Source organism: Schinkia acidoalkalinis (assembly GCF_054301215.1).
In genome coordinates this window covers 1028158-1053694 of the sequence record NZ_CP182573.1, presented here as the reverse complement: position 1 = coordinate 1053694, position 25537 = coordinate 1028158, and the positions used below count along the sequence as shown (strand labels likewise).

Sequence of the window (25537 nt, the reverse complement as noted above, 5' to 3'; positions counted from 1 at the left end):
TGTAATAATTATACGACACGGGGGTGCGAGAGTTTGAAAGGTTATCTAGTTTTAGAAAACGGTGATCTGTTCGAGGGAAACTGGGTTGGCCAAATACCGTCCAAACCACTGGAGGGAGAAGTGGTATTTTTTACAGGGATGACGGGTTACCAAGAGGTTCTAACTGATCCTTCCTTTAAAGGACAAATCGTTGTATTTACTTATCCGTTAATCGGAAATTATGGGATAAATGAAATTGACTTTGAAAGTGTGGCTCCACATGTTTCAGGGGTTATTGTTAGTGAATGGAGTATAGAAAGCCATCATTACGAGGCAGTAAGTACGTTAAGTGCATATTTACAAAAATGGAATATCCCAATGTTAGCGAATGTTGATACAAGAGCAGTTGTAAAAAGGATTCGTTCAACAGGTGTAATGGGTGGACAAATGGTGTTAGACCCAGAGCAGGCAACGCTTGATAAATATACCCCAATTGAAGAGAAAATGTTAACGAAGGAAGTTTCGACGACAAAAATTGAAAGCTATGGCACGGGTCTTTTTCATGTTGTATTAATTGATTTCGGTTATAAAAAGTCAATTGTTACTTCTCTTAACCACGTTGGCTGTAAAGTAACAGTTGTTCCATATAACACTCCATACGAAACAATTGAAGCGTTAAAACCAGATGGAATCATGTTGTCAAATGGACCTGGTGATCCAATGCAACTGACGTTCTATTTACCTATTATTAAAAAGTTGGTTTTAAAATACCCAACATTAGCTATTTGCCTAGGACACCAATTACTTGGTCTAGCGTTTGGTGCAAGTACCAAGAAATTAAAGTTTGGTCATCGTGGAGCGAATCAGCCTGTTATTGATTTAATAAAGAAAAAAGTGTTTATGACATCACAAAACCACACATTTATAGTTGATGAAAGCAGTTTAAAAGGGACCGGTTTTTCAGCAACTTATTTAAATGTAAACGATAAATCTGTGGAAGGAATGACTCATGAGAGCCTGCCGATTATATCTGTTCAATTCCATCCTGAAGCACATCCGGGACCTAATGACAGTTCATGGCTATTTACTGATTTTGTCGGCTTGATGAATAGTGTAAGGAGAGAAAAAATTTATGCCTAAATCTAATGACATCCAGACAGTACTAGTAATCGGATCAGGTCCCATTGTAATCGGGCAAGCAGCCGAGTTTGATTATGCCGGAACGCAAGCCTGTTTAGCATTAAAGGAAGAAGGCTGCCGCGTCATCTTAGTCAATAACAACCCTGCTACCATCATGACAGATGAAGCAAATGCAGATGCTGTTTATTTTGAGCCGCTTACAGTGGAAGCAATCGAAAAAATAATCGTGAAAGAAAAACCGGATGGAATATTAGCCACTCTTGGGGGGCAAACAGGTTTAAACTTAGCTTTTTCTCTTCATGAAAATGGGATTTTGGAAAAATACAATGTTGAGCTTTTAGGTACTCCAATTGATTCAATTAAAAAAGGAGAAGACCGTGAAGCATTTCGTGAGCTTATGCACGAACTTAATGAGCCGGTACCTGAAAGTGAAATCGTTGAGGATATTGAATCAGCGATTAGCTTCTCTGAAAAAGTTGGATTTCCGATTATTGTTCGTCCTGCCTATACTTTAGGAGGCTTTGGCGGTGGAATTGCCAATGATCTTGAGACTTTCACCGACCTAGTACGCAGTGGTCTTGATGCGAGTCCGATTACCCAATGTTTAATTGAAAGAAGCATCGCGGGATTTAAGGAAATCGAGTATGAAGTAATGCGTGATGCGAATGATACTTGTATTACGATTTGTAATATGGAAAATATAGACCCAGTTGGCATTCATACAGGTGATTCAATCGTAGTTGCACCATCACAAACATTAACAGATGTTGAATTTCAAATGCTTCGAAGTGCTTCTGTAAAAATTATTCGTGCACTTGGCATTATCGGCGGCTGCAACATTCAATTTGCGTTAGACCCAGTAAGCAAAAATTATTATTTAATCGAAGTTAATCCTCGTGTAAGTCGTTCTTCAGCACTTGCATCGAAAGCAACCGGCTATCCAATTGCCCGAATTGCTGCTAAATTAAGCCTCGGATTTACATTAGATGAATTATTAAATCCTGTGACTGGTCACACCTATGCAAGCTTTGAACCTGCGTTAGATTATGTCGTTGTTAAATTTCCTTGTTGGCCGTTTGACAAGTTTCCGAATGCCAATCGCGTGCTAGGGACGCAAATGAAGGCAACAGGAGAGGTCATGGCTATTGACAGAAATCTCGAAAGTGCGTTGCAAAAAGGGGTTCGCTCATTAGAACTTGGCACAAATGGATTAAAGCATACTGCCACCCAAAAAATGGCGCAAGAGGAGCTTATGTCTATTGTTAAAAATGCAGATGATCGCCGTTTCTTTGCTATCCTAGAGCTTATTAGAAGAGGCGTTGATATAAAAAGTATTGAACAAGAGACGAAAATTAATTCATTTTTCCTCACTTGTTTTGAACGTTTGATTAAGATGGAAGAGGAAATTGGCGACTTTACAATTGATAACGTTACGGAAGAATTCATGAAAAAAATCAAGAAGTATGGTTTCGCAGACTCCTATTTGGCAACAGTATGGAATGTACCAGAGAATGAAGTCCGCTGTTTAAGAAAAGGTTTCAATATACATGCAGCATATAAAATGGTTGATACATGTGCCGCTGAATTTGAGGCCAATACACCTTATTATTATTCAAGCTATTTTGGTGAGTGTGAGGTTGAAAAGAGCGATAAGAAAAAAGTTTGCATTATCGGCTCTGGTCCAATCCGCATCGGTCAAGGTATCGAATTTGATTATAGCTCCGTCCACGGGGTTTTAGCGCTTCAAGACGAAGGCTTTGAAACAATCATGATCAATAATAATCCTGAAACTGTAAGCACCGATTATGAAATGGCTGACCGCTTATATTTTGAGCCTTTAACATTGGAGGATGTCTTAAATGTCCTCGAAGTTGAAGGAACAAATGATGTGATTGTTCAGTTTGGTGGACAAACGGCCATCAACTTAGTTTCACAATTAGAAAAGGCCGGAGTTAACATTCTCGGAACAAGTGAAGATGTCATTGACCAACTTGAGGACCGTGAACGTTTTTATCAGCTCCTCAAGAAAGTAGATGTTCCCCATATACCGGGTGAAACAGCATTAAATGTTGATGAATTAAAAGAAAAAGCCGGAGAAATTGGTTTTCCAATCCTTCTAAGGCCATCCTATGTAATCGGTGGTAAAGGGATGATTATCCTAAAGAATGAGAAGGAATTTGAAAAATTAATAAATGATAATAATACGGAAATTTCCTTCCCAATTTTACTTGATGCTTATGTAGCGGGGAAAGAAGCAGAAGTGGATGTATTAACAGACGGGAAAGATATCTTAATTCCGACGATTATCGAACATATCGAAAAAGCGGGTGTACATTCAGGTGATAGCACAGCTGTTTTACCTTCTGTTTCAATTTCAGAAAAAGAAAAAGGGTTAATGGCTGAGTATTCAAAGCGAATAGCAGTTGAGCTTAATTTTAAAGGAATTATGAATATCCAGTTCGTTCTAGCAAATGGAGTCGTTTATGTCTTGGAAGTTAATCCAAGGGCCAGCAGAACAGTGCCAATATTAAGTAAGGTAACTGGTGTTCCTGTCATCCAAATTGCGACAAAATTATTGCTTGGGAAATACTTAAGCGAGGTTACAGATCAAAAAGGACTGTTACCGGATCGTCCTTATATCACAATCAAGTATCCAGTATTTTCAACGATAAAACTGGCTGGACTTGACCCAATCCTAGGCCCGGAAATGAAATCAACTGGTGAGGGTATTGCCATTGCAGAAACAAAGCAGGAAGCTTTCTATAAAGTTTTTCATTGGAATCAACAAAAATCGAAAAATAAAAATGAAATTTTTATCGATGACAGTGAATTAGACCCTGACTATATCGAATATATAAGTGGCTTAATTGGTGATGCTGGTTTAACAATTGCTTCGGAAAAAGACTATCGAAAATGGGTGCAAAGCCCTAAAGCATTGGCGCTCATTAGTTTATCTAAAGAAAAAACGGATTTGGAATCTGAAAAACGCCAATTAGCATTAAAATATCGCCTTCATATTTTTACGGAATGGGAAACAGTAGAAGGATTTTTAATAGGCTTTAGAGAAAGTAGTTTTAATGTAAATTCTATCCAAGATTGGCTCTCAAAAAATACTTTAAAGAAAGAAGTGGTATAAGGTGAATACAACAGCTGGAATCGCCGCACCAAAATTACACGTAGAAGACTTATTGACATTAATTGATTTAACACAAGAAGAAATTCTTGATTTGATTCATACAGCAGTTGAGCTAAAAAAAATGCATAAAAATGGCCAGCATTTAGATGTATTAAAAGGAAAAACAATGGTCATGATTTTCGAAAAATCATCCACACGTACACGTGTATCATTTGAAGCCGGCATGACACAATTAGGTGGGCACGCGATTTTCCTAAGCACGAAGGATTCGCAGCTAGGTAGAGGAGAGCCGATTTCTGACACAGCTCAAGTATTGTCAGAGTACAATGATATTATTATGATTCGGACGTTCGAACATGAAAGGGTTGAACAATTAGCTAAGCATGCAACGATTCCTGTTATCAACGCCTTAACAGATGATTTCCACCCATGCCAAGCCTTAGCTGATTTAATGACAATTTATGAAATAAAGGGAAGCTTAAAAGGCCAAAAACTAGTGTACGTTGGCGATGGTAATAATGTTGCCCATTCTCTAATGATTGGATCTGCAAAAGTAGGTGTTGATTGTATTGTTGCTTGTCCAAAAGAATATCAACCAAAAGCTGAAATCGTGGAGATTGCTAAAAAGATTGCGGAGGAAACAGGTGCTGTTATTGAGGTCATGCAGGATCCAGTCGAAGCTGTAAAAGGAGCTGACTTCATCTATACAGATGTTTGGACAAGTATGGGCTTTGAAGAAGAAGCAGCTCAAAGAATTGAAAAGCTTCAGCCTTACCAAGTAAATGCAGAACTAATGCAGCATGCAAAAGCTGACTACTCCTTCCTGCATTGTCTGCCTGCACACCGTGGTGAGGAAGTGACAGCTGACATCATTGACGGCCCTCATTCAGTTGTCGTCCAAGAAGCGGGCAACCGTCTGCATGTACAAAAAGCGTTAATTTTAGGATTATTAAATAAATAAAGGTACAGGATTTTGGACTTTCTCGTGAAAAAATGAGGAAGTCCTTTTGTATGGTTTAACGTAATTCGGATAAACTATGATTGAACCTTAAATCCAAGGAGGTTTTTATCATGGGTCAACCACGTCAATTCCGTGCCGGCCAAAAGGCACCAAATAATGGTATCTATGTAGAAATCGGTGAAACCGGATCAAACGTCAATAATCCTCAATCGGTTAAGCTTGAAGCAGGGGACACTTTTCCAGAAAACTCAAACCATAACCGTAAGTGGACATATAAAAGCAAATTTAAATAATTAATTTTCCGCCTGATGTTTCAGGCGGTTTTTTCTTGTATTTTTTCCTAAAAATGTCCTATAATATATATAGGTCAAAATTGGTCAAACAGATCCTATTGATAAGGAGGATTTCTTATGGATATGAACAAAATGACGGAAAAAACGCAGGGGGCCCTTGTTAACGCCCAATCACTTGCGGTAAGAAAAGGACATCAGCAAGTAGATGTGGAACATTTATTTTTATCATTAATTAATCAAGAAGATGGTATTACCTCTAGTATTTTACAAAAATTAAACATAAACGCAAAAACAACGCTTATGCTGACTGAAGAAGCTTTAAATAAACTGCCCCAGGTTTCGGGCTCGGGTGCTGAATCGAGTGGAGTATATATTACACAAAGACTGCAATCCTTATTGGTCCGTGCTGAGGATGAAGCAGCCCATCTAAAGGATGAATATATTTCTGTTGAGCATTTGTTACTTGCAATGACTGATGAAAAACCAACAACGGAAATAGCTAAAATCTTTAGCCACATTGGTTTTAATCGAGCATCATTATTAAAAGTGCTTTCAGAAGTGCGTGGCAACCAACGAGTTACAAGTCCGACACCGGAAGTTACTTATGATGCTTTAAAAAAATACGGACGTGACTTGGTGGAGGATGTAAGAAAAGGAAAAATCGATCCTGTTATCGGCCGTGATGCTGAAATTAGACGTGTCATTCGGATTCTATCGCGAAAAACGAAAAATAACCCTGTTTTAATTGGGGAGCCGGGCGTTGGTAAAACTGCGATTGTGGAAGGACTTGCACAGCGTATCGTTCGTAAAGACGTTCCAGAGGGTTTAAAAGATAAAACGATATTTGCCTTAGACATGAGCGCACTGGTGGCAGGAGCGAAATATCGTGGTGAATTTGAAGAAAGATTAAAAGCGGTATTAAACGAAATTAAGAAAAGCAATGGTAGAATTTTATTATTTATTGACGAACTTCATACGATTGTTGGCGCTGGAAAATCAGAAGGGGCGATGGATGCCGGCAATATGTTAAAACCTATGCTTGCCCGTGGAGAACTTCATTGTATTGGGGCAACAACTTTAGATGAGCATCGTAAATATATTGAAAAAGACCCTGCCCTTGATCGCCGTTTTCAACAGGTGCTTGTGGAAGAACCGACTGTGGAAGACACCATTTCAATTTTGAGGGGCCTAAAAGAAAGATTTGAGGTTCATCATGGGGTCAATATCCATGACCGGGCGCTTGTGACGGCAGCTGTTTTATCAGACCGCTATATAACGGAACGGTTTCTTCCGGATAAAGCAATTGATTTAATTGATGAAGCATGTGCAACGATTCGGACAGAAATTGACTCGATGCCATCCGAATTGGATGAAGTAACTCGCAAGATGATGCAGTTGGAGATTGAGGAAGCAGCATTAAGTAAAGAGAAAGATCAAGCAAGCCTCGACCGTTTAGAGAGTTTAAGAAAAGAACTAGCTAATTATAAAGAAAAAGCCCGAGTAATGAAAGCAAAATGGGATGAAGAGAAAAAAGAACTGCAAACGCTACAGCAGTTAAGGGAACAGATTGAAAAAGCAAAACGGGAACTAGAAGAAGCGGAAGCAAAATATGATTTAAATAAAGCAGCAGAACTAAGGCATGGTAAAATCCCTGCTCTTGAAAAGCAGTTAAAGGAACGAGAACAAGAATTAGCAAAATCGGAAAAAGAAGGACGCCTTTTGCGAGAAGAGGTTACGGAAGAAGAAGTGGCTGAAATTGTTGGCCGTTGGACTGGAATCCCTGTATCAAGACTTGTCGAAGGGGAACGGGAAAAATTGCTCCGCTTGGATCAAATTCTACATGAACGGGTCATTGGCCAAGATGAAGCGGTAGAGCTTGTAGCTGATGCGGTGATTAGAGCACGTGCAGGCATAAAGGACCCGAATCGTCCAATCGGTTCATTCATATTCCTAGGCCCAACCGGGGTAGGTAAAACAGAACTGGCAAAAGCTTTAGCTGAAAGCTTGTTTGATAGTGAAGAGCACATGATTCGGATAGACATGTCGGAATATATGGAAAAACATGCTGTTTCAAGGCTTATTGGTGCCCCTCCTGGCTATGTAGGCTATGAAGAAGGTGGGCAATTAACGGAGGCTGTGAGAAGGAAGCCATATTCAGTTATTTTATTGGATGAAATTGAAAAAGCACATCCAGAAGTATTTAATATATTATTACAAATGCTCGATGATGGCAGGATTACCGACTCAAAAGGCCGTGTTGTTGATTTTAAAAACACAGTCATCATCATGACATCCAATATTGGCTCGGCGTTTTTATTAGAAGGATTGACCGAAAGCGGTCAAATCGTAGAAAAGGTGCGCGAAAAAGTACTAGGTGAGCTGCGCCGTCATTTCCGCCCGGAATTTTTAAATCGGGTTGATGATACCATTCTGTTCAAGCCATTAACCATTCATGAAATATCAGGGATTGTCGATAAACTTGTACATGAATTACAGACACGTCTTGATGATCGCCAAATTAAGCTGACACTTACCGATGCTACGAAAACATTTATTGCTAATGAAGGGTTTGACCCGGTATATGGCGCCCGCCCATTAAAACGATTTATACAGCACTTTATCGAAACAAAAGTAGCAAGAGAGATTATTGCAGGAAATATTAGCGATGGGTCAAATGCTGTGATTGATGTAGTAGATGGTGAGTTGAAAATTACCGTAAGAAAATAAAATATTCACGTGATACCAATTCCGGAAGCCGATTATTGCTTTCTAAAGTGATTGGACACTGCACTTGCTTACCACGCAGCAAGTTTTTATGCGGACACAAAAAAAGAGGACGAATCAATTGATTCGTCCTCTTTTTTCCGATTGTCTAGCTCCAGCACCCAGCGACTATCAAAACGGTGCTTTCGCTTTTCTAATTAATGATGAGATTCTTGAGGCTCGTTCGGTACGCCTGCTTCTCCTAGGAAAATAACGATAATTGAAAATACAACGCAAAGGAAAACACCTTGCATAAAATCGTATGTACTACCTGTCATACTGCTAACAACATAAACCAGCATTTGACTTAATAAAAACGTCCAAAAAATTGTCCAAAAAACACGCATTTATTTCACCTCGATTTTGAGCACATTTGATTTTATTTTATCATATTTACAGTAAAAAAAATAGGTTAAATACCTTTGCTTTTTTTAAAAGATAACATACATTAGAATTGTATGTACAAGAGTAAAGAGGCGAGGGAACATGATGAATCTCGATCAGCGCTTTTTCAAAATTAACGACCAATGGAATATGATCCACCTTCCTCGGCGCCCAAATGGTTTCGCAATCTTAATTGTTGGTGACCAAAACCATTATGTAGATGAGGCTGGTAGTCTTTGGATTCAAAATCCGGAGCGTTTTCAAATGATTGAGAGTTTCAGAGATGAAGGATACACTATTTTCTATTCAAACCTATTCGGCAGGCATTGGGGGAGTCCCGCCGCTGTTCATCTCCTAAAGCAGTTGTATCAAATTGTGATCCGTAAAGAAATCGTGAATGATAAGATTCACGTTATCGCTGAAGGTATGGGTGCGCTTGCTGTATTGAAGCTGATGGAAGAGTTTGAGCCTTACTTGAGATCTGTTTCAATGTTAAGCCCTTGTCTTGATTTGAAGGGTTTCATTCATACTGAAAAAAGCAATAAATTATTTTTTAAACGATTTGTTAAGGAATTAACAATTGCATATAAGATTGATGAAAAATTAATTGAAAAAGAAGTCATTGAGAATTTTGATGTTGGCAAGTTTACATCGAAGGTCCCTGTGAAAATTTGGCATTGTACAAATAGAGTTCTGTATCCTGCTTCTGAACATAGCCGTGTATATGAGAAGTTTCGTAAACAACAAGGCGCCCCTATAGAACTTTCACTACATTTATTTGAGAAGAGATTTCATATTTCAGATAATATTATTACTCACCTTAAAAAGCATGAACAATTACTTTGATTGAGGCTGACGGTTGTCCAGCCTCTTTTTTAACGTCTATTTTTATTTGTGAAACATAATTATGTTATAAAAAGGATGTTGGGGGACTTTTTATGAAGAAGGCAATCGTAATCGGGGCTTTAGGATTTATTGGTTTTGTTCTTTGTGAGCGTCTGTTGGAGGAGGAATATGAAGTAATCGGCATTGACCACATCGGTGGCGCCTATGAAAAACTTCAAGAGCAAAAGTTGGCGAAAATTTCTAGAAATAGTCAATTTGTATATATTAATAAACAAGTAGAGGATATAATTCTTAGGGATCTCTCAGAAAAAAGTGACTACCTGTATTATTGCCTGTTAGATGATGAAGTAAATGAAGATAATGTTACCGTAAAAGTTACGAAAAGTAAGATAAGATTGGAAGCTGTAATGGATTATTGTACGCAAATAGACTGCAAGTTTGTGCATCTTTCCTCATATGAGGTTTTTCAGGGAAATCCTGCTCTAGAAAATGGGCGGAAGGACCAAAGTCCCCGCAATGTAATCGGCAAGGTCAAACAAGAAGAGGAAAAGGAAATTTATAAGTACAGTCGCCAAAATGAGAAGTTTTCCTTTTTCATTTTACAACTTCCGACTGTCTATGGTCCGTGGCAGCCTGATACGATGACATTTCAACAACTTATAATGGGCGTTGATTCCCCATTATTAGATTGTATTCAAGAAGATGCTATATTCATAAAGGATTTAGTAGAGATATTGATATTTATACCGAATAGTTCCTTGGAAAACCAAACCATTTTGATCAGTAGCTATAAAGAAAATCAATGGAAAGAAGGCTTTAATTTTTTAAATAACAAAACAAATCATTATTGGGTTGAAGGTAATACGAACCTAGAACAGCCAAACACGAATGGTCAGCAGTTGTTCAGTAGATTTATACAAACTTCCATTACAGACGGAATAAAAGAACAAAAAGAGCATTGTAAGTATCTTGACCGGTTAAGATACTTTGGACTTATTTAGGAGTCCTAGTTTGTCAAATCGTTCAAATTCTTTTACATCTTAGTATTAGAAGAGTAAAATAGATATGATACGTACATAGAGAGAGGGATATGATGGGGAGGGGCTTGCTTTGAAGAAGCTTCTTTTATTACTTTTTACTGCAATTTTTTTGTTGTCGGCTTGTGGACAAGCTGGTCCGATCCGCCCACCAGCGAAAGTAGGTTTATTATTGCCTGATACAATTAATGATCCGTTATGGGGAAGTAAGGGATATAATGGATTATTAAAAATTCAAACAGCTATACATGCAGATGTGTTTTATAAAGAAGGATTGAAAACGAAAAGTGATGTTAAAGCAGCCTTAGATGAATTTAAGGAAGAAGGGGTCACCCTTGTTTTTGGGCATGGCAGCGAGTTCGGTCCTTTTTTTGAAGAGCTACATAACGATTACCCAAAGATTGATTTTGTTTATTTTAACGGGAACTTTTCAGATGATAATGTCACTAGTATAAAATTCGAATCCGAGCCCATGGGGTTTTTTGGAGGAATGATTGCTGCTAAAATGAGTAAGACAAAACATATTGGCGTAATTGCAGCTTTTGATTGGCAACCGGAAGTAGAAGGGTTTATTAAAGGAGCAGAGTATCAGGACCCTACAGTAAAAACAAGTGTTTATTACACAAAAAGCTGGGGTAACAAGGAAAAAGCTTTGAAAGCTTACAAGGAAATGGAAAAATCGGGTGTTGATGTCTTTTATCCAGCCGGTGATGCGTTTAATCTTCCGATTATTGAAGCAATTAAAGAAGACGGTCATTATGCGATTGGCTATATCAATGATCAAGGTGATTTAGGAGAAACAACTGTCCTTACAAGTACGATTCAAAATGTTGAAAAGGTATACGAACTAGTTGCAAATGATTATATATCAGGCAAACTGCAGCATGGAATTAAATCGTTTGATTTTCAAAATGATGTCATTTCATTAGGTGATTTTAGTCCTGAAGTACCGGAAAATTTTAAGAATAAAGTCATGAAGGCGGTTGAAGTGTATAAGTTAACCGGAGAGTTGCCAAGTAAAAACTAAACGAATGAGGTGTCAACTATGGATCAAGAAAGAAATTTTAAATTTATGCAAATTGCGATGAAGTATTTACCGGAAGCACAAACAGTGCTAAAGGAAAAAGGGATGGAAGTAAATTTAGATTTAATGCAGCCGATGCTTGATATGCTTCTAAAAGTGATGAATGACGCGTACGAGCTTGGGACAGCGGATGCAAATCAAAATAAATAAATGACAAATGAAGTTAAATGGTTTAAAATATTAGTACCAAGTCATAATATTTGGTAATAATTCTTTAAAAAAAATGAAGGGGTGGCTTCGAGTGAACGCTGGTATTATAGGGATCGGGCGGTATCTTCCTGAAAAAGTAGTGACGAATGCTGATTTAGAGAAGATTCTTGATACATCAGATGAGTGGATTCAATCTCGTACAGGAATTAAGGAAAGGCGCATTGCAGAGGATGACATCAATACTTCCCATATGGCTGTTTTTGCTGCTGAAAAGGCAATTGCTGATGCTGGAATAACAGCTGAAGATATTGATTTAATCCTTGTTGCAACGGTAACAGCAGATCATCCTTTTCCATCAGTCTCCTGTATAGTACAAGATAAAATTGGAGCTAAGAATGCGGCAGCAATGGATATCGGTGCTGCTTGTGCCGGATTTATGTATGGGATGGTTACAGCTCAACAATTTATTCAAACTGGTACATATAAACATGTACTTGTTGTTGGGGTAGAAAAACTTTCAAAAATTACGGATTGGTCAGACCGTAATACAGCTGTATTATTTGGTGATGGCGCTGCAGCAGCGGTCATGGCACCTGTTTCTGAGGGGAGAGGCATCCTTTCATTCGAATTAGGCGCAGACGGCGTCGGTGGCAAACATTTATACCAAGATGAATTCATTATTATGAATGGTAGAGAAGTATTTAAGTTTGCTGTTCGACAAATGGGAGAATCCGCTGTAAATGTTATTGAAAAAGCCGGGTTAAAAAAGGAAGATGTAGATTTCCTTGTTCCCCACCAAGCAAATATTCGAATCATGGAAGCATCAAGACAACGTTTAGAGCTTCCTGAAGAGAAAATGTCTAAAACTGTAAATAAATATGGTAATACGTCTTCCTCATCCATTCCAATCGCACTTGTAGAAGAGCTTGAAAATGGTAAAATCAAAGACGATGATATCATTGTTATGGTTGGTTTTGGCGGCGGCTTAACATGGGGAGCCATCGCATTAAAATGGGGTAAATAAGTAGCAGGAATTATAAACTTTTTAGTAGAATAATTATTTACTGTAAAATTATATATGGAAAGGTGTCATGCTTTTATGGAAAACAGACGAGTTGTAATAACAGGACTTGGTGCGGTTACACCATGTGGTCTTGATGTAGATACGACTTGGAATAATGTCATCAATGGGGTTACAGGTGTTAATGAGGTGACAAGAGTAGATAAAGAAGTATTTCCTGCAAAAGTAGCAGCTGAATTAAAAGGTTTCAATCCGGAAGATTATTTTGATAAAAAAGAAGCAAGAAGAATGGATCGCTTTACACAATATGCTCTTGCAGCCTCATTAATGGCAGTCAAAGATGCCAACCTAGAAATTACGGATGACATTGCCCCTAGAGTTGGAGTCTGGATTGGCTCAGGTATTGGTGGTATGGAGACCCACGAAGAACAGCACAAGAATTTCCTTGAAAAAGGATATCGTCGTGTAAGTCCGTTTTATGTACCAATGATGATTGCCGATATGGCTGCTGGTCAAGTATCGATTGCACTTGGTGCAAAAGGTGTAAATGCATGTACGACAACAGCATGTGCTTCAGGAGCAAACTCAATTGGCGATGCCTTTAAGGTTATTGAGCGTGGGGACGCTGATATTATGATTGCTGGTGGAACTGAAGCGCCAATCACGAATATGTCGTTTGCTGGATTTTGTATGGCAAAGGCGCTATCAACGAATCCTGACCCGAATAAGGCAAGCCGTCCATTTGATTTAAATCGTGATGGCTTTGTTATGGGAGAAGGAGCAGGTATTCTTGTGCTTGAATCATTAGAGTCCGCATTAGCACGCGGTGCTAAAATTTATGCTGAGATTGTTGGTTATGGCGCGACAGGCGACGCTTACCATATTACTACACCTGCACCTGGTGGTGAAGGCGGCGCTAGAGCGATGAAAGCGGCGCTTAAAGATGCAGGGCTTAAACCGGAAGACATTGATTATATGAATGCCCATGGTACCAGCACTGATTATAATGACAAATATGAGACAATGGCTGTGAAAGAAGTTTTTGGTGAATATGCCTATAAAATGCCTGTAAGCTCAACAAAATCAGTAACAGGACACCTTTTAGGCGCTGCAGGAGCTGTTGAAGCCATCTTTTCAGTAAAAGCTATTACAGATGGTATCATCCCACCAACGATGAATTTGGAAACGCCTGATCCAGAATGTGATCTGGATTATGTTCCAAATAAGGCGCGTAAACAAACAGTCAACGCTGTTTTAAGCAATTCCTTAGGATTTGGTGGACATAATGTTTCGCTTGTTTTCAAGAAATATGAATAAATAAAAGAAGCTAGTCTATATGACTAGCTTCTTTTATTTATAATCAAAATATCTTTTATTTAGCGTACATCTGCAGCAACTTCCTTCATGCTAACATCCTTATTTACAACCTGTGTTGAAGAAAAGAAATCCTGTAAAGCTTGTTTATTTTCTTCCCGGTCGAGTTCTAAGACAGCCCCTGCATGACGGTAGCTTTTATTTTCGAACGATCCATCAACTGGAATGCGAATGGTTTCGATATCCTTTTTATTCATTAAAAAGTTGGTTGCTAAACCTAGAATCGTTTTTGAAGGTAAGTTCGTTTCGAGATAAGGTTGGACTGTACCCATCATTTTAGGTAGCTTTGAAATTCCGTTTATACTAATTAATTCATCCTTGATAGCTGAAATAACTTGTTGTTGTCTACGCACTCTGCCAAAGTCACTTTCAGCGTCATGGCGGAAGCGTGCATATTCTAATAATTCTTTACCGTTTAATTTTTGTAAACCAGGTTGGAAATCAATATATAATCCACCGGCACGGTCTGTATATTTCATTCTTTTCTCAACATCGATGTTAACACCATCTGGGGACAGTATATCTGCCACTTGGGCAAAACCGTCAAAGTTGACCATAGCGTAATATTGAACATCTATACCAAAGTTTTCTTTAATCGTTTGACGGACTAACTCTGGTCCACCTAAATTATAGGCTTGATTTAATTTATTATCGCTATGTCCTGGGATAGAAACATAGGAATCTCGCATAAGAGACGCAAGTTTTGCAATGCCCGTTTCAGGATCATACTGGGCAACCATAATAGTGTCAGATCGGCCTTCTTCCGATTTTGAATCGACACCAAGAATTAAAACATTGATTTTCTCTAAATCCTCCACACCTTTAAATGCGGATCCGTTCGCTTTATTATCTGCATTTGGAAGTTCACCATCACCTGAAGCAGAAATAAAACCAGAATAATATTGAAAAATTCCATAGCCAAACAATGCAATTATAAAAGTCAGGATAATAAGTCCGATTTTAAAAGGACCTTTTTTTCGACGCCTTTTGTTTGAACGTTTTAATTGGTCTATATTTTTTCTACGTTCGATGCGCGTTGAAGACATATTAAATTTCACCTCTCCTAGAGTACACATCAACTAATTTACTCTGATTTTATTATTTAGTAAAGAGTTTTATTCAAAAATGCTTTCAGACTTATAGATTACTAGATTCGACACCTATTTACAATATTAACACAAAAATAATTAAAATTCTCCCAGTTTTTTATTCACATATTTTTATTCTTTGTTCATACAAATGATAAAAAGGGACAAGCAAAGGGAGCAGGCGGCTATGATTATTCGGCTATTTGTATTTTTAGTTGGATTTGGACTTGCTGTAGTAGGAGGGGTTTCTGTTATTGCTTATTTAAATGTGATACCAATGGGTTTTTCCTATATCGATTATTTTTTATTTATAAGCAAAAAAATAGAGTGCAATTTCCTTATTATGGGAATTTTTCTTATTTCATTAAGTATATATTTCCCATCAGGAAAAAATTGATTTAATTGCATCAATTGGAATAATTTACTCTTCATCTGCCTATACTGAATTTTAATAAAGTGATGTGAAGTGAGGGGTAAAATATGTTGTATCTACACGATGTTTGGGTGAATTGGTTCGAGGGAGAAGAAAATGGCTATAATGTATGTCATTTTCATGAGTGGCGAAAAGAAGATACTGTTGAGCTTTTAGACCAAACGCCGTTAATAAAGGTAGAAACACCTCTATTCTACTATATTGAAAATGATTTATCAGAACTTCCCGAGCAGCTTTTAAAAGATGTTTATCAAAAAAGCTTTGTCCGTAAAAACCATGAACGGATTCAATTGGATTATTGTTTTATTGTTACAAATGGCATTGGCATATTGGCAGTGGATACGTTAGGATACCATATACCAATTAGAAAAAGCAGACTGATCCCAAGGCAAGAACAACTTGTTTATGAAATGGTCGAGAGTCTTGATCCAACCGTATATACATTTGAACATAGGACAAGCAAGGAATATCATATTTTGTCACCTGACCCGTATTTGATGAAGGGGCTTACACGCAAGGAAAGACAATTAAAACAATTATTATTCATGGCCCTTGATCAACTGCATTCCACTGGTAATCCTGCTGAGATCCGGTACTGGTATACAGAATGGAATCCAACAAAATATCAAGAAATCCAAAAGCAAGATTTTGATGATGTGTGGAATAAATTATACGACGAAACAAAAACTGGATGGACATTTCGCCATGAACATCTTTGTGAACGTCTTGTAAAAGGGCAGCCTTTCTTTGAAAAGCTGTGGGAATTAGAACAAGGAACCAAGGTAAATTAGGAAGCAAGGGAACCCCTACGTCCCCTTGCTTCTATTTTTATCTACGTCCTAAGCCCATCGCACTTTCAACTTTTTTCATCATCTTGGAAGCGACTTCGTTTGCTTTTTCAGCGCCAAGGTCTAAATATTGATCAAGTTCTTCTGACTCAAGCAATTGATAATATTTTTCTTGAATCGGTTTTAATGTTCCGATAACAGCTTCCGCTACATCCGCTTTAAATTCTCCATATCCTTTACTTTCATATTTCTTTTCTAGATCTTCAATCGATTGGTTTGAACAGATTGAATAAATCGTAAGAAGGTTTGATACCCCAGCTTTGTTTTCTTTGTCAAAGCGAATAATGCCTTCTGAATCTGTTACAGCACTCTTAATTTTCTTTTCAATTTGCTTTTCTGTATCAAGCATGGAAATGAACCCTTTTAAATTAGCATCTGATTTACTCATTTTTTTCGTCGGGTCTTGCAATGACATAATTCTAGCACCGACTTTAGGGATACTTACTTCAGGTATTGTAAAAATATCGGCATATTTCTTGTTGAAACGCTCCGCTAAATCACGGGTCAACTCAAGATGTTGCTTTTGATCCTCACCAACCGGCACAATATTGGTGTTATATAGTAATATATCGGCTACCATTAGTGGTGGGTATGTTAATAAACCAGCAGAAACAGCGTCTTTACCAGCTGATTTATCTTTAAATTGCGTCATCCTTTCTAGTTCGCCGATATAGCTGATACACTGCATGACCCATCCCAGCTGGGCGTGGGCAGGAACTTCTGATTGGATAAATAAAGTTGACTCTTTTGGATTGATTCCCACAGCTATGTATAATGCTGCAAGGTTGCGAATATTTTTTTGCAACTCTTTTGGATCCTGTGGAACAGTAATCGCATGCTGATCGACAATACAGAAATAACACTGATTGTCTTCTTGCAAATCAACAAAATGCTTCAAAGCCCCAAGATAATTGCCTAATGTTAATGTGCCGCTAGGCTGAATGCCTGAAAAGATTATTGCCATAAAAATTCCTCCTATTTTTAGCTTGTAATTTTAAAGTCATTATGAATTATGGAAAAAAATACCATTACAAATATAATAAAAAAGGCCCATTCATCCCGCAAGTAAGGGACGAATGGACCGTGGTGCCACCCTTGTTATTCTATAAAATAGAATCACTTTTAAAGATGTTCATAAACATCTTTTTATACAGTTGCTCAAAAGCCCATTCCATATCTTTTCACTACTTGTTCTCACCTACCACAAGCTCTCTTTAAGCTTCCAGATATGTACTTTTCTTTTTCATTGCAATCATCATATTTATTTGAAAGTTGAATTTTATTATAGTAAACAGTTTCATAAAAATCAAGTTCCATTGCAAAAAACAGTAAGAATGAAACAATTGCGAAAGGGAAAAACTGTTAATAGAAGGAGTTAGGAGGTTTGTTGTGATGGTAAAGCAGTCTTTGCCCTTTATAATGACAATCCTATTATTAACAGCCTGCGGGTTTACTAGTGAACAAGTTGGCAATAATAGAACAAATGCTAATGGGCAGATATTAAATCTACTTGAGTCTGCTGAATTGCCGACAATGGATACGACCCAAGCTGATGATAGCGCCTCGTTTGTGGCTATGAATCAAGTTTTTGAAGGATTATACCGGCTTGGCCCTGATAACACCCCTGTACCAGGCGTTGCAAAGGCTGTCAAAAAAAATAAGAATGGCAGCGTGCTCACTTTTCTCCTAAACGAAAAGGCTAAGTGGAGTGATGGGTCTCCTGTAACTGCAAATGACTTTATTTATGCTTGGAAAAAGGCATTAAGCCCGAATACACTTTCACCATATGCATATTTAATGAAGCCAATTAAAAACGCTGGGGCTATTATGACGGAAGGAAACCCTTTGTTTGGAAAAGTAGATGAATTAGGAGTCAAGGCGATTGATGATCAAACATTGGAAGTGATGCTTGAAATTCCTGTCCCTTACTTTATCAGCCTAACAGCTTTTCCGACTTTTTTTCCACAAAAACAAGAGTATGTTGTGGAAAAGGGAGAAGAGTATGCACTTTATGCAGATCGCCTACTTTATAATGGTCCTTTCCTCATGACTAATTGGAAAACAAGCGGCTGGACATTTATTAAAAACCCTCATTATTGGGATCAAGAAACAGTTAAACTAAAGCAAATTAATTATAGAGTTATCAAAGATGCAGCAACTGAAACAAATCTTTATGAGGCTGGGCAAGCCGACCGTGTAGGATTAAGTGCAGAGCTTGTAGAGCTTTATAAGGACCATCCTGATTTTTTAACCTATAGTGAACCAACGATGTGTTATTTAAAGTTTAATGTTGAACGAATTCCGCTTGCTCAGCGAAAAGCGATGCAACGTGCCATTAATAAAGAGGTTTTTGTTGCAAATTTATTAAATAACGGCTCTATTGCAGCCGATTATTTTTTCCCAACAGATTTTGTAAAACATCCGGAAACCGGTCGGGATTTCCGAGTAAAATACGGAAATATCGTTCCCTATAACACACAAGAAGCGAAAAAATATTGGAATGATGCTGGAGCGCCAAAGGTTACTTGGGACTTATTAATAAGTGACCGTGACGAAATGCGAACGATGGCTGAATACATTAAAAATCAATTAGAGACAAACCTGCCCGGCCTTTCAATCAACATTAACATCCAGCCATTCAAGCAGCGCCTGGCCCTTGATGACGCGATCAATTATGATATTGAGCTTTGGGGGTGGGGCCCCGACTACCAAGATCCGCTTACATTTATGGACTTGTGGGTCACAAATGGCGGCAACAATAAAACAAATTACTCAAATCCAAAATATGACAGTATTATGCATAATGCCACGACCAATCTCGATAATTTGGCGGCGCGTTTTGAAAGTCTACAAGAGGCAGAACTTATTCTTCTTAAGCAAGATGCCGTTATAGCTCCACTATTTCAACGTGGACGGGCTGTGCTTCAAAAACATTATGTTAAGAATCTGATTGAACATCCGTACGGACCCGGATATAGCTTTAAATGGGCTTTTATAGAAGGGAAACAAGTCTAAAGATTAAAACGGTGGTGGTAAAGTTGCTTCGCTATTTACTTGGCCGATTCATCTATATGGTGATTACATTTTTATTTATTGCCACACTTACTTTTTTTCTAATGCAAACCTTGCCGGGGTCGCCTTTTAATGATGAAAAGTTAACAGAAGCACAGATTGAATTAATGAATCAGCGTTATGGTTTGGATAAGCCGGTGGCTATTCAGTACCTTATTTACATAGCAAATTTATGTAAAGGCGATCTTGGTGTCTCGTTTCAATTTGATGGTCGACCGGTAGCAAAAATAATTGGTGAACGAATTCCGGTGTCTGCTTTTTTGGGCGGGCAGGCCTTGCTTCTTGGCACGGTTGTAGGACTCTTGCTAGGTGTGATTAGTGCCATTCGTCATAATACAATCGTTGATTATGGAGCAATGGTGATTGCTATTATTGGTATATCAATTCCGTCCTTTGTTTTGGCAGGTTTATTGCAGTACTGGCTTAGTGTGAAGTGGAAGCTGTTCCCCGCTGCTTTTTGGGAGAGTTATGAATATTCAATTTTACCAACCATTTCTCTTTCTGTCTTTGTCATTGCCCAAGTTGCCAGGTTTGTGAGAACAGAGATGTTGGAAGTCTTAGGGCAAGACTATATAATGACCGCCAAGGCAAAGGGAATTGGTCAAGGTGTCATTGTTTTTAAACACGCGCTCCGCAATGCTTTAATTCCTGTTCTTACGATTCTCGGGCCGCTTACGGTTAATATTATGACAGGTTCTTTAGTTATCGAAAAAATTTTTGGTGTACCAGGTCTTGGCGAACAATTTGTATTATCAATCATGACCAATGATTTTCCAGTCGTGATGGGCACAACATTATTCTATGCTGCGCTATTTATTGCCATCGTCTTTATTGTAGATATATTATACTGCGTCGTTGATCCTAGGATTCGTCTAGCTGGAGGTAGTAAAGAATAATGAGTATAGAAAATCAAACAATCACAAGCGATTTGTTTCATCCGGTTACAATCGAGAAATGTGCAAATGAACAGGTTGATAAGAAAAGTCTTACATTCAGGCAGGACGCCTGGTTAAGATTAAAGAAAAACAAAGGGGCACTATTTGGCCTTATTATGATTAGTACCATCATTTTCTTCGCATTACTTGGTCCTTTTATAAGCAGTCATTCCCATACCGAGCAAGATTTACGACGAGCAAATTTACCACCTAAAATTCCGGTTTTGGAAAATATCCCGTTTTTAGGCTTTAACGGTCATGATATTCGGGGGATTGATCAATATAAGAAAAAAAGAATTGAAGACTATTACTGGTTTGGAACGGATACGTTAGGTCGTGATTTATGGACGAGAATTTGGCATGGTACGAGGATATCCCTTTATATTGCGTTTTTGGCGGCTCTGATTGACCTCTTGATTGGTGTTCTTTATGGAGGGATTTCAGCTTTTTATGGAGGTCGAATTGATAATGCGATGCAAAGAGTGGTTGAAATTTTGGTCGGCATCCCAAATTTAATTATTGTGATTTTATTAATTCTCATCTTACAACCTGGCATATTATCCATAACCTTAGCAATGGTCATAACAGGCTGGGTCGGAATGGCTCGAATTGTCCGCGGCCAGATTTTGAAATTAAAAGATCAGGAATTTGTACTTGCGGCAAAGACATTAGGGGCAAGTGATACAAGGTTATTATGGAAACATTTAATCCCTAATACAGCAGGCGCTATTATTATTACAACGATGTTTACAATACCTAGCGCTATCTTTACAGAAGCTTTTTTAAGTTTTGTAGGGTTGGGATTACGACCACCAACCGCTTCACTTGGAACTTTGGTGAATGATGGCTTTAAGACAATGCGAATATTTCCACATATGATTGCGATTTCCTCTATTGTTATTAGTTTAATTATGATTAGTTTCAATTTGCTTGGTGATGGATTACGCGATGCATTTGATCCGCGAATGCGCAGATAGGAGGATGTTGTAAATGGCGCCGATTTTAGAAGTAAAAAATCTACATGTCTGTTTTTCTACAAATTCCGGTGAGATTAAGGCGGTCCGCGGTGTAAATTTCTATGTAAATGAAGGCGAAACCCTTGCAATTGTCGGTGAATCCGGCTCCGGAAAGTCTGTTACCTCAAAAGCTATTATGCGTCTCATTCCAACCCCACCAGGACAGATTGTAAATGGTGAGATTTACTATAAAAAGAAGGACTTATTGAAGGTTAAAGAAAAAGAAATGCAGGCTGTTCGTGGTGTGGAAATTTCGATGATTTTCCAAGACCCTTTTACATCAATTAATCCGACGATGACGATTGGAACACAAATTGCTGAAGGAATAATGAAGCAAAAAAAGGTAAGTAAGGCGGAAGCGATGCTCAGGGTTATTGAATTATTAAGGCTTGTAGGGATACCAAATCCGGAAGTTCGAATGAAGCAATATCCGCATCAATTTTCAGGAGGAATGAGACAGCGTATTGTTATTGCCATCGCTTTAGCCTGCAACCCAAAAGTGTTGATTGCTGATGAACCAACAACGGCATTAGATGCAACGATCCAAGCTCAAATTCTTGATTTAATGAAGGAAATCCAAGTGAAAATAAAGACTGCCATCATCTTTATTACGCATGACCTTGGTGTTGTAGCCAATATAGCAGATAGAGTTGCTGTCATGTATGCCGGTAAAATCGTGGAGACAGGGTCGGTTGATGAAATTTTTTATAAACCAAAACATCCATATACATGGGGGTTACTTTCTTCAATGCCAAGGTTGACCACAAAAAAAGGCGAGCTTTACAATATCCCTGGGACACCACCGGATCTCGTATCATCATCACAAGGATGTTTATTTGCACCACGTTGTTCTTATAAGATGGCTGTTTGTTTGCATCACATGCCAAAGGTTGCGAAGTTTTCTTCGACTGGTTATTCTGTATGCTGGCTTCAGGATGAGAGGGCCCCAAAGGTAGTGCCGCTTATAGATGCAAGTGGGGGGCTGTTTTAATGGGTGGGAAAAGAGAAAAAGTAAAAAATGAAATATTAATAGAGGTTAAAAACTTAACAAAATATTTTAATATAGGCAAAAACCAAGTACTACAGGCTGTTCATAATGTTTCATTTGCAATTAGGAAAGGTGAGACGTTGGGGTTAGTAGGTGAATCAGGTTGTGGAAAATCTACGACAGGACGGACAATCATTCGCCTTTATGAAGCAACCTCTGGTGCGGCTTTTTACGAAGGGGAAAATATTCATGAAAAGAAATCAAAACGAGAGTTGAGACAACTTAGGCGCAACATGCAAATGATTTTTCAAGATCCTTACGCCTCGTTAAACCCGCGGATGACAGTAGCAGATATCATCGCAGAAGGGATTGATATCCATGGTTTGGCCAAAAGCAACGAAGAGCGAATGGATAAGGTATTGAACCTTTTAGACATTGTTGGCTTAAATCGTGACTATGTCACGAGGTTTCCCCATGAGTTTTCCGGTGGGCAGAGACAGCGAGTCGGAATTGCCCGCGCTTTAGCAGTAGAGCCGGCGTTTATTATTGCAGATGAACCAATCTCGGCATTGGACGTTTCGATACAGGCCCAAATCGTGAACCTCTTGCAGGAGCTCCAAGAAAAGCGACAATTAACATATTTATTTATTGCCCATGATTTATCCATGGTTAAATTTATAAGTGATCGTATTGGTGTGATGTATTTGGGAGGTCTTGTTGAATTGGCTCAAAGTGACCAATTGTACGAAGAACCTCTGCATCCTTATACAAAAGCATTGCTTTCATCGATTCCAATTCCAGATCCTAAAAGGGAACGTGTAAAGGAAAGAATCATTTTAGAGGGTCTGATTCCAAGCCCGACGGGCCCTCCAAAGGGCTGCCGCTTTCATACTCGTTGTCCAATTGTCAGTAGCATATGTAAGATGGAGGAGCCCCCTTGGGTGGAGGCAAACGATAATCATTGGGTAGCCTGTCATCTATATGGAAGAGAAGATTTAGAAACGCAAAAAGAATAAGTGTACATGAAGTGAATATAATTTAGTAACCGAGAGCCAGCTGTCTAATCGTTTCAGCTGGCTTTTCAATTGGGAAAAAAGATGAGTGAAATGTGTCAAAAGCTGATGTTTCATGTCAAAAAATGACCTATAATGAATGAAGTTAAAACAAAATGGGGAGTCGAGCGGGAGAAATGAAAATTACATCTTTTTTACTTTTGTTTTTCACATTCGGTATTATATTATCAAATACCACTTACGCTGCAGAAGAGAAGCTCTTGGCCAATTATCATGCAAAGAAGCTTACCAATATAAGACAAGTAGAACTGCCACTAGCCTCACCAAGATTTAAATATGATTCTGGTTTGTCATTTTCATACCCAGATGGTGTCAGAGGCGTTTATATGACGGCACATACGGCTGGAGGGTACAAAAGTTATCTTAACTACCACAGTGGCACTTCGAAAACTCTTTCTTCATCCGGAAAAAACTTTGCTGGAATCATGAACTTAATGGACTATACTGATTTAAATTCGGTTGTAATCGATATTAAAGATGACTGGGGAAATCTTACCTATCAGCCTGAAGCCACTTCACCCCTAACATCAATTGGAAAGCCTTATATTAGTAATCCGCGTGAGCTATTAGCGCTTTTTGAAAAAAAACAAATCTATCCAATTGCGAGGATCGTTGTTTTTAAAGACACCGTTTGGGCCAGACAAAGGCCGGAACTTTCCTTTTTAAATAATGGCACTGTTTGGAGAAATGGTCGGAATGAATCCTTTGTAAATCCTTTTTTAAAAGAAGTATGGGAACATAATATTCAAATTGCAAAGGATGCAGCGAAGTTAGGATTTAAAGAGATTCAGTTTGACTATGTCCGCTTTCCAGAAGGATTTGAGAAACGGGACAAAATCTTAACATACAGCATGGGGGAATATAAAAATAGCAATATAGATGATACCGGGAAGCGCGTCCAGGCTGTAACCGACTTTGTTGCCTATGCAAGGGAACAATTAAAGCCATATGATGTTAAAATTTCTGTAGATATTTTTGGCTATACGACAACATTACCTGAAGCTCCCGGCATTGGCCAAAACTTTACGAAAATTGCTGCTAATGTTGATGTTATTTCTGCAATGATTTATCCTAGCCATTGGACTTCTTATTTTGGTATTACTAAGCCTGATTTACAGCCATACCGTTTAGTCACTGAATATACAAAGGTTGAAAATGAAAAGCTGAATACCTTAAAAAATCGTCCAATTTCAAGACCGTGGATCCAGGATTTTACGGCCTCTTATTTAGGAAAAGGCAATTATTTAAACTATGGCAAAAATGAAGTTGAGGCGCAAATTAAAGCGTTAAATGAGAATGGCATTAAGGAATTCTTATTATGGGATGCAGGCAACACGTATACAACGGGTGTGGATTATACGCCATTAGAAAAATAGGAATGCGCAAAATAAAAAGAAGGCGGCAAATAACCGCCTTCTTTTTATTTTATTTTTTACCGCCAACTAACTTCCAACCAACTTGTGTTTGGTGAGTTTGGTCAGCATGCAAGTCTCTTCTGCTGCCCCCGAATAAACGATATCCAATAAAATGTGTGATGTGACCGTTTAGAGCAGTAATACCAACAATTAAAGCTGCAACGATGATAAAGTCAATAAAGTATCCTACCAAATCATTACCCCCATATTTTCTGTCCTTACTTACTATTCTATAAAATCTTTACATAAAAGAAAAGAGGCTTAATTATTTTGTAAATATTGGTTAAAATTAAAGGTTTCATTTTAATTTATAAAGGGAAATGAATATTTGAAACTTTTTTTGTTTTTTTTGAAACTAAATCGGTTTGGAATCGTATATAAAATTGTATAGAAAAATTAAACAATTATTTTAAAAACTATATATTTCTTATACGATTTAATGTATAATGGTACTAAACTAAAATTAAAATAATTTTAAAGTAATAGTCAGTGTTTAGATAA

At 38.1% G+C, this 25537-nt stretch carries 23 protein-coding genes and 1 other annotated feature; of the genes, 19 read left to right on the top strand and 4 right to left on the bottom strand.

Going from position 1 to position 25537, the window contains the following annotated elements; genetic code table 11:
* Positions 1–33 precede the first annotated feature (33 nt).
* The 5 genes from ACNQFZ_RS05410 (at position 34) to clpB (ending at position 8236) form a co-directional block, all read left to right on the top strand.
* Complete coding sequence (locus ACNQFZ_RS05410; RefSeq protein WP_458414329.1) at positions 34–1119, top strand: carbamoyl phosphate synthase small subunit; 1086 nt, start codon at positions 34–36, stop codon at positions 1117–1119.
* On the top strand, positions 1112–4255 hold the full coding sequence (locus tag ACNQFZ_RS05405) for a carbamoyl phosphate synthase large subunit (protein ID WP_458414328.1): 3144 nt from the start codon (positions 1112–1114) through the stop codon (positions 4253–4255). Before ACNQFZ_RS05410 ends, ACNQFZ_RS05405 begins: the two co-directional genes overlap by 8 nt.
* Position 4256: 1 nt before the next feature.
* On the top strand, positions 4257–5216 hold the full coding sequence (gene argF, locus ACNQFZ_RS05400; protein ID WP_458414327.1) for an ornithine carbamoyltransferase: 960 nt from the start codon (positions 4257–4259) through the stop codon (positions 5214–5216).
* 110 nt (positions 5217–5326) lie between these two features.
* Positions 5327–5509, top strand: a complete 183-nt coding sequence (locus tag ACNQFZ_RS05395; protein ID WP_458414326.1) for a YjzC family protein — start codon at positions 5327–5329, stop codon at positions 5507–5509.
* A 117-nt stretch (positions 5510–5626) separates the two neighbouring features.
* A complete protein-coding gene (gene clpB / locus ACNQFZ_RS05390) occupies positions 5627–8236 on the top strand; it encodes an ATP-dependent chaperone ClpB (protein WP_458414325.1) in 2610 nt (869 codons plus the stop codon).
* A 194-nt stretch (positions 8237–8430) separates the two neighbouring features.
* Here the strand turns inward: clpB and ACNQFZ_RS05385 are convergent, their stop codons facing one another.
* Positions 8431–8619 (bottom strand): YjzD family protein, encoded by a 189-nt coding sequence (locus ACNQFZ_RS05385; RefSeq protein WP_458414324.1) that lies wholly within the window; start codon positions 8617–8619, stop codon positions 8431–8433.
* Positions 8620–8758: 139 nt separating this feature from the next.
* On the opposite strand from ACNQFZ_RS05385, the gene ACNQFZ_RS05380 reads away from it, so the two are divergent.
* The 6 genes from ACNQFZ_RS05380 to fabF all read left to right on the top strand — a co-directional run bounded on the left by ACNQFZ_RS05380 (position 8759) and on the right by fabF (position 14111).
* Positions 8759–9502 carry an alpha/beta hydrolase gene (locus tag ACNQFZ_RS05380; RefSeq protein ID WP_458414323.1) on the top strand — a complete coding sequence of 248 codons (744 nt, stop codon included), beginning with the start codon at positions 8759–8761 and terminating at the stop codon, positions 9500–9502.
* Positions 9503–9594: 92 nt separating this feature from the next.
* Entirely contained in the window at positions 9595–10503 is a 909-nt protein-coding gene (locus tag ACNQFZ_RS05375) for an NAD-dependent epimerase/dehydratase family protein (RefSeq protein ID WP_458414322.1), read from the top strand.
* 109 nt (positions 10504–10612) lie between these two features.
* Positions 10613–11566, top strand: a complete 954-nt coding sequence (locus ACNQFZ_RS05370; protein WP_458414321.1) for a BMP family ABC transporter substrate-binding protein — start codon at positions 10613–10615, stop codon at positions 11564–11566.
* A gap of 18 nt (positions 11567–11584) precedes the next feature.
* The gene (locus ACNQFZ_RS05365) at positions 11585–11773 is read left to right on the top strand and encodes a ComZ family protein (protein ID WP_458414320.1); all 189 of its coding nucleotides are present in this window, start codon (positions 11585–11587) and stop codon (positions 11771–11773) included.
* Between the two features lie 91 nt (positions 11774–11864).
* Positions 11865–12797: a beta-ketoacyl-ACP synthase III gene (locus ACNQFZ_RS05360; protein ID WP_458414319.1), complete on the top strand. Its 933-nt coding sequence runs from the start codon at positions 11865–11867 to the stop codon at positions 12795–12797.
* A 75-nt stretch (positions 12798–12872) separates the two neighbouring features.
* Positions 12873–14111 (top strand): beta-ketoacyl-ACP synthase II, encoded by a 1239-nt coding sequence (fabF, locus tag ACNQFZ_RS05355; RefSeq protein WP_458414318.1) that lies wholly within the window; start codon positions 12873–12875, stop codon positions 14109–14111.
* Between the two features lie 59 nt (positions 14112–14170).
* Here fabF and ACNQFZ_RS05350 read toward each other — a convergent pair whose 3' ends face one another.
* Entirely contained in the window at positions 14171–15214 is a 1044-nt protein-coding gene (locus ACNQFZ_RS05350) for an LCP family protein (protein WP_458414317.1), read from the bottom strand.
* A 229-nt stretch (positions 15215–15443) separates the two neighbouring features.
* On the opposite strand from ACNQFZ_RS05350, the gene ACNQFZ_RS05345 reads away from it, so the two are divergent.
* Positions 15444–15653, top strand: coding sequence for a hypothetical protein (locus ACNQFZ_RS05345; protein WP_458414316.1), 210 nt, complete (start codon positions 15444–15446; stop codon positions 15651–15653).
* Between the two features lie 83 nt (positions 15654–15736).
* Entirely contained in the window at positions 15737–16480 is a 744-nt protein-coding gene (locus ACNQFZ_RS05340; protein ID WP_458414315.1) for a DUF3603 family protein, read from the top strand.
* A 37-nt stretch (positions 16481–16517) separates the two neighbouring features.
* Here the strand turns inward: ACNQFZ_RS05340 and trpS are convergent, their stop codons facing one another.
* Complete coding sequence (trpS, locus tag ACNQFZ_RS05335) at positions 16518–17501, bottom strand: tryptophan--tRNA ligase (RefSeq protein ID WP_458414314.1); 984 nt, start codon at positions 17499–17501, stop codon at positions 16518–16520.
* Between the two features lie 101 nt (positions 17502–17602).
* Positions 17603–17793 (bottom strand) — a binding site (T-box leader).
* 136 nt (positions 17794–17929) lie between these two features.
* On the opposite strand from trpS, the gene ACNQFZ_RS05330 reads away from it, so the two are divergent.
* From ACNQFZ_RS05330 to ACNQFZ_RS05305, 6 genes are all read left to right on the top strand, one after another.
* On the top strand, positions 17930–19552 hold the full coding sequence (locus ACNQFZ_RS05330) for a peptide ABC transporter substrate-binding protein (RefSeq protein WP_458415317.1): 1623 nt from the start codon (positions 17930–17932) through the stop codon (positions 19550–19552).
* Between the two features lie 23 nt (positions 19553–19575).
* On the top strand, positions 19576–20505 hold the full coding sequence (opp3b, locus tag ACNQFZ_RS05325) for an oligopeptide ABC transporter permease (RefSeq protein WP_458414313.1): 930 nt from the start codon (positions 19576–19578) through the stop codon (positions 20503–20505).
* A complete protein-coding gene (opp3C, locus tag ACNQFZ_RS05320) occupies positions 20505–21521 on the top strand; it encodes an oligopeptide ABC transporter permease (protein ID WP_458414312.1) in 1017 nt (338 codons plus the stop codon). Before opp3b ends, opp3C begins: the two co-directional genes overlap by 1 nt.
* Positions 21522–21534: 13 nt before the next feature.
* On the top strand, positions 21535–22551 hold the full coding sequence (locus ACNQFZ_RS05315) for an ABC transporter ATP-binding protein (RefSeq protein ID WP_458414311.1): 1017 nt from the start codon (positions 21535–21537) through the stop codon (positions 22549–22551).
* Positions 22551–23564 carry an ABC transporter ATP-binding protein gene (locus tag ACNQFZ_RS05310; RefSeq protein ID WP_458414310.1) on the top strand — a complete coding sequence of 338 codons (1014 nt, stop codon included), beginning with the start codon at positions 22551–22553 and terminating at the stop codon, positions 23562–23564. Before ACNQFZ_RS05315 ends, ACNQFZ_RS05310 begins: the two co-directional genes overlap by 1 nt.
* 173 nt (positions 23565–23737) lie before the next feature.
* Positions 23738–24997: a putative glycoside hydrolase gene (locus ACNQFZ_RS05305; protein WP_458414309.1), complete on the top strand. Its 1260-nt coding sequence runs from the start codon at positions 23738–23740 to the stop codon at positions 24995–24997.
* A 49-nt stretch (positions 24998–25046) separates the two neighbouring features.
* On the opposite strand, the gene ACNQFZ_RS05300 is transcribed toward ACNQFZ_RS05305, so the two are convergent.
* Positions 25047–25229 (bottom strand): hypothetical protein, encoded by a 183-nt coding sequence (locus ACNQFZ_RS05300; protein WP_458414308.1) that lies wholly within the window; start codon positions 25227–25229, stop codon positions 25047–25049.
* Positions 25230–25537: the final 308 nt, after the last annotated feature.

Bases quoted from the DNA above. Each gene is read 5' to 3' on its own strand.
- ACNQFZ_RS05405 (WP_458414328.1), top strand. From the start codon at position 1,112: ATGCCTAAATCTAATGACATCCAGACAGTACTAGTAATCGGATCAGGT.
- ACNQFZ_RS05395 (WP_458414326.1), top strand. From the start codon at position 5,327: ATGGGTCAACCACGTCAATTCCGTGCCGGCCAAAAGGCACCAAATAAT.
- clpB (WP_458414325.1), top strand. From the start codon at position 5,627: ATGGATATGAACAAAATGACGGAAAAAACGCAGGGGGCCCTTGTTAAC.
- ACNQFZ_RS05385 (WP_458414324.1), bottom strand. From the start codon at position 8,619: ATGCGTGTTTTTTGGACAATTTTTTGGACGTTTTTATTAAGTCAAATG.
- ACNQFZ_RS05380 (WP_458414323.1), top strand. From the start codon at position 8,759: ATGATGAATCTCGATCAGCGCTTTTTCAAAATTAACGACCAATGGAAT.
- ACNQFZ_RS05375 (WP_458414322.1), top strand. From the start codon at position 9,595: ATGAAGAAGGCAATCGTAATCGGGGCTTTAGGATTTATTGGTTTTGTT.
- ACNQFZ_RS05365 (WP_458414320.1), top strand. From the start codon at position 11,585: ATGGATCAAGAAAGAAATTTTAAATTTATGCAAATTGCGATGAAGTAT.
- fabF (WP_458414318.1), top strand. From the start codon at position 12,873: ATGGAAAACAGACGAGTTGTAATAACAGGACTTGGTGCGGTTACACCA.
- ACNQFZ_RS05350 (WP_458414317.1), bottom strand. From the start codon at position 15,214: ATGTCTTCAACGCGCATCGAACGTAGAAAAAATATAGACCAATTAAAA.
- ACNQFZ_RS05345 (WP_458414316.1), top strand. From the start codon at position 15,444: ATGATTATTCGGCTATTTGTATTTTTAGTTGGATTTGGACTTGCTGTA.
- ACNQFZ_RS05340 (WP_458414315.1), top strand. From the start codon at position 15,737: ATGTTGTATCTACACGATGTTTGGGTGAATTGGTTCGAGGGAGAAGAA.
- trpS (WP_458414314.1), bottom strand. From the start codon at position 17,501: ATGGCAATAATCTTTTCAGGCATTCAGCCTAGCGGCACATTAACATTA.
- ACNQFZ_RS05330 (WP_458415317.1), top strand. From the start codon at position 17,930: ATGGTAAAGCAGTCTTTGCCCTTTATAATGACAATCCTATTATTAACA.
- opp3C (WP_458414312.1), top strand. From the start codon at position 20,505: ATGAGTATAGAAAATCAAACAATCACAAGCGATTTGTTTCATCCGGTT.
- ACNQFZ_RS05315 (WP_458414311.1), top strand. From the start codon at position 21,535: ATGGCGCCGATTTTAGAAGTAAAAAATCTACATGTCTGTTTTTCTACA.
- ACNQFZ_RS05310 (WP_458414310.1), top strand. From the start codon at position 22,551: ATGGGTGGGAAAAGAGAAAAAGTAAAAAATGAAATATTAATAGAGGTT.
- ACNQFZ_RS05305 (WP_458414309.1), top strand. From the start codon at position 23,738: ATGAAAATTACATCTTTTTTACTTTTGTTTTTCACATTCGGTATTATA.